The organism is Sphingomonas sp. PvP018 (assembly GCF_017876865.1).
GTDB lineage: Bacteria > Pseudomonadota > Alphaproteobacteria > Sphingomonadales > Sphingomonadaceae > Sphingomonas > Sphingomonas aerolata.
The window spans coordinates 2,440,345-2,452,393 of the sequence record NZ_JAGIOU010000001.1 but is presented as its reverse complement, the minus strand read 5'-3'; the positions used below and the strand labels follow the sequence as shown (position 1 = coordinate 2,452,393).

Genomic DNA, 12,049 nt, shown 5'->3' with positions numbered 1-12,049 from the left:
TCATAGTTGAAGCCGCATGCCGAGAAATATTCGGGTCTTGTCGAAGCGTCGTCCAATGCCCAGGCTGTCGACTCCGCTCGACTGATCGGGGCGGGTTCGAAGATAGTCGAGCCGAAGCGTCGACGAGATCAGTCGGCTGAACAGATAGGTCGCACGCGCCGAGCCGGTCATCTGCGTCTGCGTGCGGTCGATCAGGCCGTATAGATTGCGCGAATAGCCCGCGGTCGCGCCGACTATCAGGTTCCGGCGGAGCTCGTAGTCGGCGATCAGCGTCCCGGTGGTCGTCGTGATCGCGCCCAGCGTCGGGCTGGGTGCACGCTGCAGCGCGCGATTGAGCGTGAACGACGCGGTGGCGAGCGGGGTCGGGTTCCAGGTGATCGCCGCCGAATAGTTCAGGCCATTGGTGCCCTCGAGCGAGGGCTCGCGGTAGGTCTGGGCGAAATATCCGATGCCGATGCTGCCGTAGAGCAGCGGGGTCACGCCGAACGCGATGCCGGTCAACGCGCTATAGCTTGTCGAATCGCCGCTCGGCCCGGCAGGTTCGTTGATATAATCGGCCGTATTGACGGTGCCGCGAACGAACACGCCGGCGGCAGGCGCGACGGGCAACGTGAACTGGATGTCGCCGAGGATCGAGCGGTAATTGCGCTGGCTGTTGTCGACCTTGCGCCCGCCCGCGGCTTTGCGATCGCCATAGCGGAATTCGTCGAACGTGAAGCTGGCGCGGGTCAGAAGCGGGCCGAAATCATGGTCCGCGCCCGTGCCGAAATGATAGTCCATGAAATTGACCGGTTCGCCGTCCAGCGCCGTGTCGCCGGTGCTGCCGCGTGCTTCGATGAGCCGGCCGACGCGGGCGTCCGCGACCAGATGCGTCCTGCTGCCGATATCGAAGCGGCCATCGGCGCCGATTTGATATTGTTCGGCATTTTCGACGGGACGGTCGACAAAGCGTTGGATGTCGCTGCTCGCCCGCACCGTGACCGCATTGCGCGACCAGTTGGAGCGCGCGACGACCGCGGGGCGCAACGTGAAGATGAGGTCGTCGAGCACCGGGCTTTGCAGCGCGCGGACATTGCTGTCGTAGCCCGTGTTCGCGTCGAGCGAGGGCAGGATCGTGAACGTCCCGAGGCGAAGCCCGATCGGATCATAGTCCGGCCGCGTGCGCTCGAGCACCGACTGCGCGCCGAACCGGCCCGCCGACATCTGCGCCGACGCACTGCCGGCCCTGCTGCCGCCGCCGATGAGCAACGTTGCGCACACTGCCCGCGCGATCAGCGCGACACTCTTCTTACGCTCAACCAATACGCCGCCCCCCAAGAGCTCTGCCCGGCCCCGCCGCCGTCTTTGTGTCGAACTTCGGCAGGATCGGAGAAGCCGTGCCCCATCACATCCGTATAACTACAATATTCTGCCGATCCGGCAAATGATCGTTATTGTATGCAAGTTACAGGTATTATCTCGTTTGGTAAAAAAGTTGATCTTACATTCGATGCTGTAACATGCGTCCTGTGAAGCAGGCTTCAATACATTTTATGATGTAGGCGGGGGTGTATGGGGAGGCTGTGAAGGCGGGATAAGGCCAGAGGACATATGATCAGACGTCCTGCCTTCGGGCTGGATCGCAACATGATACCAGACGATGACGGAAATATGAGCTAGGTCTTGCTGATCCGCAATGAGCGGGTGTTTCACCGATAAGCACCTGAACTGTATAGGGAGACTTTGAGTTGTGCGCGCCGAACCCCTTTGGGTTTTTGCGAGCCGGGCGCTCTTCGGCCTGCCCGCATCGGCATCATGCGTCAGCGGTGCGACATGTCCGCGGACCGGGCGCCGGGCGGCATCGGCGGTCCCGATGCTATCGCCATTTCGGTCCCGGCCGAGACGCTCCGCTGCAAGGAAAGCGGCGATTATTTACAATGAACATGAATAGCGATGTCTTGCCCGAAGAAAACGTAGATACCGTCGTCAAAGCACATGATGTCGGGCAGGCCGGGTCTGGTTGTGTCTGGAACTTTGGCAGTAAAGTTTCTGTTCTCAACGCAGTACGGATCCCTGATCCTGTCGCCGTCTCATTGTCGAACCGAAGGGCGAAGCGAATCATGACGGCGATCATCACGCGTTCGATTGCGGGTACGCGGCGGCGCGGCACGCGTGTCGGCCGCCACGTCGATCGTCATCCCTGCGCCGCGTTGCGCGGCAATCGATTCCTCTTGGCGGCGCAGCGGGCGGTGCGACGATGATGACGGCCCTTACCCCGGCCGCGCGCACCGGGGCCGATCACGACCGCAAGTTGCTGCTCGATCTTCTGCGGGGGCTCGCGGCGATCGCGGTGATCGCGCTGCACGTCGGCGATATCGTCTTCGTGCCGCTGATGCCCGGCGGGTATCTGGCGGTCGATTTCTTCTTCGTGCTCAGCGGCTATGTCATCGCCACGGCGTATGACCGTCGTCTGTCGACGACGATGCGGTTCGGGCCGTTCGTGGGAATGCGGCTCATCCGGCTCTATCCGCTGTTCCTGGTCGGGGCAGGCCTGGGGTTGGTCAAGGTTCTGGCGCAGTCGCATCTCCACGCGCGGTTTGCGCTCGACGGCGGGCAGCTGGTGCTCGCCACGGTCAGCAACCTCCTGATGCTGCCCTATCTCCTTCCCTATCCCAGTGTGTTTCCGCTGAACGCGCCAGCCTGGTCGCTGTCGTTCGAGCTGTTCGTCAACCTGCTCTACGCATGGATCCTGTTCCGCGCCCGAACCCTGTGGATCGTCGCGCTCGCGGTCGCTGCGGCGGTGGTGATCGTCGCGGGCCCCATGCTCTACGGGACCGACCGGCTGATCGCCGGATCGACCGCGGATCGACTGCCGTTCGGGCTGGCGCGGGTGTTGTACGGCTTTCCGATCGGGATGCTGCTGGCCCGATTGCCGGCGATCACCGCGCGGCCATCGGCCAAGGCGAGCATGGCGCTGGCAGCGGTGCTGCTGCTTTGCCTCGCGCTGCCGCTCACCGGTGCGGCGTCGCTGGCGAGGGATCTCGCGTTCGTTCTGGCGGGTGGGCCGCTCCTCGTCTGGGCGGGGAGCCGGTTCGAGGTGCCGCCCCGATGGCGGCGGGTGGCCGCGTTCCTGGGCGATCTCTCCTATCCGCTGTACATCCTTCACTATCCGATAGTGTTGTCAGTCGCGTTTATCGGGTTGCGGCAGGGTTTCGCGCCCGCGACCATTATCGTGGCATCCCTGGTGATCGTAATTGCCGCCTCGATTGTCGCCATGCGCTATTATGATGGACCGGTTCGGGTATGGCTATCAAGACGATACCATCGCCGGGAATCGGCCATGCCATTGTCGGCGACGGTTATCCCAAGCTGATATCTCTGTATTTCTCTTTTTCGGCAATTCCGATATAGTCATGACAATCATAGTTTGGGGAAAATCATGCGTCCTATAGTCTATTTTCGGGCCGTCATCATTGCATCCCTGGCGGTGGCGACCGGATGCACGCAGGCTGAGCCGCCGGTTCTGTCCGCGTCCGACATGGCGATCGCTGATGGATACAGGCTGGGTGCCGGCGACAAGCTGCGGATCACGGTGTATAACGAGCCGAACCTCACCGGCGAATATAGCATCACGCCATCGGGCACCGTCGCGTTCCCGCTGATCGGCGCGATCAAGGCGGGTGGCCAGACGATCGAGCAGGTGTCGCAATCGGTGACGGCAAGCCTTGCCCAGGGCTATGTCAACAATCCGCACGTCAGCGTCGAGGTCCTCAACTACCGCCCTTATTATATCCTGGGCGAAGTCGCGCGGCCGGGCGAGTTTCCGTTCGTGAACGGCATGACGATCGAGCAGGCGGTCGCGGCCGCGGGCGGGTTCTCCTATCGGGCCAATCGCAACCATATCTATATCCGTCGCGCGCGGGCGACCGAGGAGCGCACCGTCGTCATTCGCGAGCAGCCGATCGAGGTCCAGCCCGGCGATACGATCCGCGTCGGCGAACGCTATTTCTGATCGCGGTCCCCGGCCGGTTTAATACGAAATTGAGGTGTCCCGGTTATGGCTGTGGCCATGATTCGAGGACCCTCCCACTGGATCACCGGCGCAGACGTGGTCATGGCCGCGCGGGGCGGCCTGGTGCTGCTCGTCGTCGCGGCGGGTCTGCTGTCCGCCGCGGATCTGATCGCGGCTCCGCTGGGCGCAATCATCGCCTATGCGCTGGCGCTGTTGCTGCTGCTCGGCCTGCCGATGGTGCGCAGCGCGGATATCGCCGGGCTTGGCGCGATCGGCCTGACGCTCGGCGAATTCGCGGGATCGGCGTTTTTCCATCATTCGATCGACGCGATGCGGTTGCTCTATGGCATGGCGGCTTTGGGTGCGGCGATCCTGCCGATGCGTGCGCAACGGCTACGCGCGACGGCGCTCGCCAATCCCTATCGGGTCCTTGCCGGCAGCGAGCGCCGTGGCGCCGGCCGCACACGCGCCGAAAAAACCACTATGGCCGACGACGGTAGGGGCGTCGTCAAGACCGGCTATGCGACGACAACCGCGGCCAGGACCGCCCGGGCGGACCGCCGGGGTGCACGCGGGGGCGCATTGCCGCTGCTGCTTCCCGCGCCGGCGTCGGTCAGGCTGCCATAGCCAGGCGACGCGCATAGGCGTCGAGCAGGCGGTCGATCCACGCGTCGGGCGTCAGCGCGAGCCCCCGGGTGTGGCCATAGGCCGCCTCGCTCATCCGGCGTGCCAGTGCATCATCTTCGGCAATCAGCCGGATCGCGGCGGCAAACGCTAGCGTGTCGCGCGGTTCGATTGCCAGCCCGGCGCCCGCCGCGACGATATCGTCTGCGAGGAAGGCGGTATCGGTGATGATGACGGGCAGGCCGCTCCACAACGCCTCCGCCGCGACCAACCCATAGGGCTCGGGATAACGGCTGGGCATGACGAGCATCCGCGCGCGTTCCGCATAGCCGCGGATCGCCGCCGGCGGTTGCTGGCCCATGAACGACATTTCGGGGTAGCTGGCCTGTAGCGACTCGCGCAGGACGCCGTCACCGATCACGCGCAAGGTGCACCCCGCCGCCCGCGCCGCCGCGGCGGCGAGATCGGGACCCTTGGTCGCTTCGAGGCGGCCGATGAACAGGATTTCGGCGTTGCGTTCGGCCTCGACCCGGGTGCTGCACCAGGGCACGACCGGATTGGGCAGCGCTTCGATCGCCGCGTCCGGAATGCCCGCGCGCATCAAATACGGGCGCATCGATTCGTGGATCGCCAGAACGGGCGGCGATTGGCGCGGATCATAATGATGGCGTTGCACCGCCTGCCGACCGACCCGCCAGAGCTTGTGCGCGTAACTGCGACGATCGCAGTTCGCGCCGATGCAGCCGGGTGACATCGGCGTCAGCGTGCAGACCGCGCCGGTCTTCAGAAACGCGAACGCGCCGTTTGGACAGGCCAGGAAGAAATCATGCGCCGAATAGACGAGCCGCGCCCGCACCGGCGCGATCGCGGCGAACAGCGACGGCGACAGGATCTGCGCCCAGCCATGTACATGATACACCGTCGACGGGCGATCATTCGCGGCGATCCAGCGCGCGACCATGTCGGCGGCCGCGCGATTATAGACGCCTCGGGTCAGCGCGGTGAGCGCGCCGCCCGACAGCAGCCGCTTGCTTCCCAGTGCGACGATCTCGACACCCTGGTCGCGAAGCGCCGGGTTGTCGCCATCATCGCCGGTGATGAAGGTGACGCGGTAGCCGCGTGCGCGGAACGCCGATGCGGACGCTAGCGCGAGTGCGGTCGCCCCGCCCTTGGGTACCGACAGGTCGTTGATGACGACGATATGATCGATCATGAACGCGCCGCGACCGCCGCCCTGAGTGCGCGGGCAAGCGCCGCAACGTCGCTGGCCGCCGCATCGATCAATGCCGTGCACGCGGCCCGATCGACCCCGGCCTGCTCGGCTCGTGCGGCCAGCTCGGCCAGCGCGGTCGGCGTGATCGTCGCGGGGTCGACGAAATAGGCCGATCGGCCCGCAATCTCGGCAAAGCTTTCCAGCTTCGGGTCCCATTTAAGAAGGATCGTCGGAACCGCGAAGGAATGCGCGGCGATGCAGGCGTGCATGCGGTGCGCAACCATCAGGTCGCAGCTCGAGATGAACGTGGCGAGGTCACCGGGCGTGGCGAAATCGGCGATGCGGGTGATGCGGGTCGGCGCGGCTGCCGCGATCCAGTCGGCCGCGTTGCGATTGAGATACGCCCGGTCCTCGGGGCTGCCGTTGGTGAACAGCCCGACGGTCCATCCCGCCTGGGCGAGCGCCGTCGCCACGTCACCATACCAGTGCGCCATGTCTCCGGCATCCGTGTCATGGCCGTGATAGCGCAGCGCGAGCGGATCGGTGATGCAGAGCCCGACGCTACGGCGATCGGCGGAGGCGGGGCCTCGCGGATAGTGCCGGCTGGCCAGCAGACCCGGGTCGCGAACCAGCCCCGCGCGGGGGATCGGTGCGGGAAGGAGGTCGTCCCAGATCTCTCGCGATCGTTCGTCGCGCACCGTCGCATAGACCATCGTGGCATTCCGCAATCCGTCGGCGAACAATCGCCTTCCGGTCGCGGACCAGTTCCGCGCCACGCCGACCGCAAATACCGCGGCCGGCAGGTTCACCGCTTCGGACAGCGCGGCGTGGATCTTGACCGGGAAATTGAGATCGCTGTCGCTGAACAGATTGCCGCCGCCAACGACGACCGCATCACAATCGACGAGCTGGCGGCGAAACGCCGGGCGCAGCCGGATCGCCGCTAGCGCCGAGAGGATCGTGCGGGTCGCGACGCGGCGCAGCGGCGCGGGCATTCCCTCAAGCACGGCGAGCATCCTGCCCCGGCTGGCATTACCGGGCGCGTAGCCCGTCCTGCCGGCAAGATCGATCGAGACCGCATCGATCCCGGCGCGGTGCAATTCGAGCTCGGTGCATTCGGACAGCAGCCCATCGCCCAGATTCGGGCTGTATTTCACATTAAAAAGCGCGACCTTCAAAGCAGCGCCTCCTAGGCTGACAGCAGATTATGACGGGGACCCGGCGGTTGGCGCGAATGAGTAATCAGACTTTATTGCGCCGATCGGATCAAACCTATCGACGAAATATCCTGCGTGCAACATCAGAGCAGTGTTATGAGTAAATATAATCTAAAAATGATCAATCAAATCGGTAAATCGATGATAAGATTTGGCAATTGCACGGCATATTCGCGAATATAAGAGATCCGAAACATTGCAGACATATGAACTGCAAATACCAAAAGCAGGCGTGCATTGGTCATCGCGACTTCAGATCATGGTAAAAGCCGTCGAGTCCTAGCCATTTTGGGCATGGCGTCGGCCGCCGGACAGTGCCCAAAGCCGTCGCGACACTCGGCCTAGCCGCGAGCCGCCCTTCAGCCCCTCCGCACTGCGGTCGAGCAGATCGTAGCGCAGTTCGTGGACCACGAAACGCGGATCGCGCGAGATCAGATAGTGGCTGAGGTTCTTGCGCGTCGTCGCATGCGCGACCTGCTCGAGTTCGCGACCATCCTCGTCGCCGATCAGGCTCGCATAAGCGGTGCGCACCAGCGATCGCAGCCGCCAGTCGTGGGCCAGGTCGTCCCGGCTCGCGCCGGGCAGCGCGGTCTCATACAGGGCGTGGCTTAGAATAAGTCCCGCCGCCACCAGTCGTGCCGCCCCCCGCTTCTGTGCACGCGCATAGAATTGATCGAGGTCGGCGGGCGTCTCGGCGGCAAGGATCGCGCCGATATCGGCCAGCCATTTCAATCGCGCCCAGCCATGTTCGGTACCATGCGCGAACAGGTACAGGATCGCGGGCGCGCGCGGGAGAACCGCCACGCTGGCGCCCGGCACGAGCTGCATCGGCTCGCGCGCATCGAGATCATCGCCGCGCAGCAGATAGGGATTCTGGAACAGGCGCCAGTGCAGCTCGACCATCAGCCCCGAATCCGGATGCTCGAATGCCAGATCCTTGTAGCGCGCCATCCGCGCCCGCATCGTCGCCGCGCTCGCATCGGCCGCCGGCGCGATCCGCACATAGCCCCGCGCATCAAGCAGGCTGGCGGCGCGCGCGACCTGGTCCTTGGCGACGATCAGATCGATGTCCATGCTGTAGCGGACACCATAACGGCCAAAGGCGAGCATCGCCGCGGTCGCGCCCTTCAGCACCCGGACGGGAATGCCGGCCCCCTCCAGCATGCGTACCAGGTGTAGCGTTTCGAAGACGGATTGCAGCTCCTGCACCGCACTGTCCCGCGCGAGCGCCCCGATCGCGGCGCGCGCGTCGGTCCCGGCGTCGATGTCCGGCAGGCCCGCATGGTTCAGGCCTGCCGCAAACAGGCCGGCAACGCGGTGGCGCTCGACGATCGCCGCGACGCGCGGCCAATCGGTGACCCGTGCCGCCAGCTCGCGAATCCGTGCTGCCCGGCGCGGATCATTCGGCCACCGCGTTGCTGCTACGACGAGCGCAAATTCCGGGGTGGCGATCTGGGCATCGCCGTCGAGCAGTGCGTCGAGGTTCAGCACGGCCGAAATCCGCTGGCCTCACGTCCCGGCGGAAACGACGCCAGGATCGCATAGCCACCATCGGGCGGCGTGCCCGTCACGTCGAATCCCTGATCGAGAACCCAGACATGCGCATCGAGCGGCATCGTCGAACCGGGGCGGATCCCATAGAACAGCGTCGAATCGACTCCGCGCCGCCGCAACATGACCTGTGCGGTGAGCCCGCGCTCGAAACACAGCGCGCGCAGGCGGCTGCGCTTGGCCGCGCGATCGACGGCCCAGGCGACGATCTCGGCCAGGTCGCGCCGGCGTGGCCCTGGCGGGAGCGGGCGGGGCAGCGGGCGCGAGGCGATTCGCCCGAGCCGGGGCAGCGCCGCGTGGCGGATCAGCGGTGCGCAGACCGTCAGCAGGATGGTCGCCTCGGCAAGCGCGAACCGCTCCTCCCACGAAAAGCGGCCGAACTTGGTCCAGAATCCGTCCTGGCGGTGTGGCACGATCACGCCTCCAGCCAGAACCATGGCACGTCACGGTCGTGCCGGCCGCAAATCACCACCGCCTGGCCGTCGGCGACGTCGAACGGCTCGACCGGCGTCACCTCGGTTTCGAACGCCCGGACGCCGGGATCGATCGTGTCGTAGACGATCCCCTGGGCCAGATGGAAGCGGATCCACTGGACAATCCCGTGCACCCGACCTGCGGTGGCGTGGACCGTGACGGCGTTGCGCGCTGCGGGGATCGGCGGGCCGGTAAAGTCCATGTCGAAGATCGCGACGCCGTTCGAGCGAAGGTCGATCGCCCGCCGGTTCGGCGTATCATGGGCTACCGCGAGCTGGTTGAACGGGGTCATGTCGAAGCCGTCGACGATGCCCATCGCATAATCGGCGGGGCGACGATGCGTGGCGAGCCCGACCATGATCTCGGCCCGGTACGGCATGATCACCGCGTCCCGCGTGAGCAGGCGCGCGCGCGCATCCTCGACCGTTTTCAGTCCGCCCGCACCAATCAGGTTGTTCGCGAGATTATCCCACAGCAGCACATTCGCGGCTGCGACCAGATCGACCCCGATCTCCAGGTCGCACGCGTCCTTCGGCACGATCGTCACGCGGTCCGCATAGCCGTTTCTGGCGACGACCGCGGATGCGGCCGCGGCGACTGCGGAGTTACGCTCGCAGGCGATGACGCGCGCGGCACCGGCCCGCGCTGCGATCATCGCGAAGAGGCCGGTCCCAGCGCCGATATCGAGCAGCGTCGCGTCGGCCGGCATCACGCGGCGCAGCGCCTCGGCATAGAGCGCGTGGCGATCATCGTCCTGCACCATCGTGAAATACCATTTGCCGACCCCGGCTGAGCGGATCCGGCGCGCCTGTGCTGCGATCTCGCGATCATCGGGGGCGAGCGCCAGCGCAGCGTCGCACAACCGTCGCGCGGTTTGCGTCAGGCCGCGGGGCAGCAGGAGAGTCAGGGCCAGCGCGACCATCGCATCGGGCCGGCCGTCGACAGCCGCGATCAGCCGCTGAATACCCGGATCGAGACGATCGTCCGCGGTCATCAATAATTGCTCCCGGCGGTCCGACGCATGTGGCTGGCCAGTGCGACGGCGTGCAGCAGATTCTCGCGATAGGCGATCTCATAGGCGATATCCGTCCAAAGCGGTGAATCGGCGGGCGGCATGTCGTCGACCAGCTTCTGGAGCCGGTCGACGTCCATCGTCCCGGCGGTCTGATCGAACATCTTCATCCGGTCGATCTCGTCGCGCAGCCGGTCGCGCGAGGCGACGAGCGCGACGGGCCAGTCGGCGCCCTGATAGCCGCGCAGCCGGGTATCGAGCACGCTCGGCGGTGCCTTGCCCCGCATGGCCCCGCGCAGGATCGCGCGGGGCTCGCCGCCCCAGGCCCAGCGTTCGACCGGCACGCGCAGCGCCCATTCGACGAGGCGTCGGTCGGCAAGCGGATCGCGGACGTCGATCCTGAACTCCGCCAGCATTGCCTTAAAAAAACTGCCGTCCTCATTGCCGGCCACCATGCGCAGATTGGCGCCGACAGGATCGGTGCCGTACCGCATCGCGTCGGACAGGTCCGCCGCATGCGCCGGGTCGATCGTCGGGTTCTCCGCGGCGATGCGCGCCTCGACCCGGGCGAGCGTCTCAGGGAGCAGCGGGATGGCGGTGGCGACCGACGGCATCACGATGCCCCGGGCGCGCATCACCCGTTTCCACAGCGATACGGGCAACAACGGGCCGATCGTGTTCCAGCCGACGCCCGGCCAGCGCATCCACCCCGACCGGACCAGCCCCCGGCCGAGCCGCGCCCAGGCGAGCAACCGTCCGCGTCGCGCCAGCGACGGCAGCGCCGCGACGCCCGATGCGCTGATCGAAAGATTGCCCATCGTGCCCTCGAGCAGGACCCGGATGCCGCGGCGCTGCACCGCTGCGTTGATCGCGTCGACCCACACCATGTTGCACAGATTGGGGATCGGCTCGGGATAGAGATCGACGGTGCGGTCGAGCGCCGCGAGCGTCGGGGTATCGCTGCGGATCACGACATGTTCGACATTGGGGTACATCGCCGCGGTTTCGGCGGCGAGCGCGCTTTCGTCGGAGAAATGATGCGTCTGGTAGGTCTGCGGCGTGTGATGCGGGGCCGCGGTATAGGCGACGATCCGCTTCGGCGTATCCGCAAGCAGCCGCGCCGCCGTCACGACCACCGTGGTCGAATCGAACCCGCCCGAGAGATGTGCGGCAATCTCGTCGCCCGCGCCGCGCAGCGTCGCCGTGACCGCGGCGTCGAGCCGGGTGAGCATCTGGGTTTCATAGTCGCGCTGCGTCTGGCGTCGCAGCGGCGTCAGATCGGGTTTCCAATAGGCGTGCGTCGTCGCCCCTTGCGCGGTGAAGACGCCGTAATATCCCGGCATGATGCGCGAGATACCGGCCATCGGCGTGCGACCCGGCGAAAGCGGCGCGCGGCGGAACAGGCGCAGATATTGGTCCTCGTCTGCCGCACGTGGGACGATGCCGAGCGCGTGCAGCGCGTCGGGCATCGAGGCAAAGGCCAGCGTGCCGTCCTCGGCGCGCAGATAATAAAGCGGGCGTTTGCCGATGAAGTCGCGCGCGAGCAGCAGCCGCTGGTCCTGCGTGTCCCAGGCGGCGATCGCAAACCAGCCATAGAGGCGGTCGAACGCGCCCTCGCCCCAATGTTCGATCGCATCGGCGACCAGCATCGCATCGGACAGCGCCGCCGCCGATCCACCCGAATGGCCGAGTTCGCGTTCAAGATCCGCACGCTCGGTAAGATGCACATCCGCCACCACGGCGTAGCGGCGGTCGCGGCCATGGATCGGGGCGACGAACCGGTCCTCGTCGAGCAGGAAGGCGTGACGCGCGCCCAGCGCGATCGTCCCCCCCCGCCAGATTTCGTGCGCGTCGCGGCCATAGCGGGCGAGCACCGTGCCCATGCGGTCGGCATCGGCATTGACGTCCCGGTCGGACCAGTGCGTCAGGCCATAGATCGCTGTCACGCCATGCGCCCCCGATCGACG

At 65.9% G+C, this 12,049-nt stretch carries 11 protein-coding genes; 4 read left to right on the top strand and 7 right to left on the bottom strand.

All coding sequences use genetic code 11. The annotated features are described in order from the left end of the window. Positions 1-1,302 carry an outer membrane beta-barrel protein gene (locus J3A66_RS10720; RefSeq protein ID WP_209568848.1) on the bottom strand — a complete coding sequence of 434 codons (1,302 nt, stop codon included), beginning with the start codon at positions 1,300-1,302 and terminating at the stop codon, positions 1-3. 614 nt (positions 1,303-1,916) lie between these two features. Between J3A66_RS10720 and J3A66_RS10715 the strand changes: the two genes are divergently transcribed. The 4 genes from J3A66_RS10715 (at position 1,917) to J3A66_RS10700 (ending at position 4,618) form a co-directional block, all read left to right on the top strand. Then, positions 1,917-2,240: a hypothetical protein gene (locus J3A66_RS10715; RefSeq protein ID WP_209568846.1), complete on the top strand. Its 324-nt coding sequence runs from the start codon at positions 1,917-1,919 to the stop codon at positions 2,238-2,240. Further along, positions 2,240-3,352, top strand: a complete 1,113-nt coding sequence (locus J3A66_RS10710; protein WP_107045549.1) for an acyltransferase — start codon at positions 2,240-2,242, stop codon at positions 3,350-3,352. Before J3A66_RS10715 ends, J3A66_RS10710 begins: the two co-directional genes overlap by 1 nt. A 66-nt stretch (positions 3,353-3,418) precedes the next feature. After that, entirely contained in the window at positions 3,419-3,991 is a 573-nt protein-coding gene (locus J3A66_RS10705) for a polysaccharide biosynthesis/export family protein (protein WP_209568843.1), read from the top strand. Between the two features lie 57 nt (positions 3,992-4,048). After that, positions 4,049-4,618: a hypothetical protein gene (locus J3A66_RS10700; protein ID WP_209568841.1), complete on the top strand. Its 570-nt coding sequence runs from the start codon at positions 4,049-4,051 to the stop codon at positions 4,616-4,618. Here J3A66_RS10700 and J3A66_RS10695 read toward each other — a convergent pair. The 6 genes from J3A66_RS10695 to J3A66_RS10670 all read right to left on the bottom strand — a co-directional run bounded on the left by J3A66_RS10695 (position 4,605) and on the right by J3A66_RS10670 (position 12,028). Then, the gene (locus J3A66_RS10695) at positions 4,605-5,828 is read right to left on the bottom strand and encodes a glycosyltransferase family 4 protein (RefSeq protein ID WP_056406548.1); all 1,224 of its coding nucleotides are present in this window, start codon (positions 5,826-5,828) and stop codon (positions 4,605-4,607) included. The genes J3A66_RS10700 and J3A66_RS10695 overlap by 14 nt on opposite strands. Beyond that, positions 5,825-7,006 (bottom strand): polysaccharide pyruvyl transferase family protein, encoded by a 1,182-nt coding sequence (locus J3A66_RS10690; RefSeq protein WP_209568839.1) that lies wholly within the window; start codon positions 7,004-7,006, stop codon positions 5,825-5,827. Before J3A66_RS10690 ends, J3A66_RS10695 begins: the two co-directional genes overlap by 4 nt. Before the next feature lie 318 nt (positions 7,007-7,324). Further along, positions 7,325-8,536, bottom strand: a complete 1,212-nt coding sequence (locus J3A66_RS10685) for a nucleotidyltransferase family protein (RefSeq protein WP_209568837.1) — start codon at positions 8,534-8,536, stop codon at positions 7,325-7,327. Continuing rightward, positions 8,530-9,015: a lasso peptide biosynthesis B2 protein gene (locus J3A66_RS10680; RefSeq protein ID WP_209568835.1), complete on the bottom strand. Its 486-nt coding sequence runs from the start codon at positions 9,013-9,015 to the stop codon at positions 8,530-8,532. The genes J3A66_RS10685 and J3A66_RS10680 overlap by 7 nt, the downstream gene beginning before the upstream one ends. Next, complete coding sequence (locus tag J3A66_RS10675; protein WP_209568833.1) at positions 9,012-10,064, bottom strand: methyltransferase domain-containing protein; 1,053 nt, start codon at positions 10,062-10,064, stop codon at positions 9,012-9,014. The genes J3A66_RS10680 and J3A66_RS10675 overlap by 4 nt, the downstream gene beginning before the upstream one ends. Then, positions 10,064-12,028, bottom strand: coding sequence for an asparagine synthetase B (locus J3A66_RS10670; protein ID WP_209568831.1), 1,965 nt, complete (start codon positions 12,026-12,028; stop codon positions 10,064-10,066). Before J3A66_RS10670 ends, J3A66_RS10675 begins: the two co-directional genes overlap by 1 nt. Positions 12,029-12,049 lie beyond the last annotated feature (21 nt).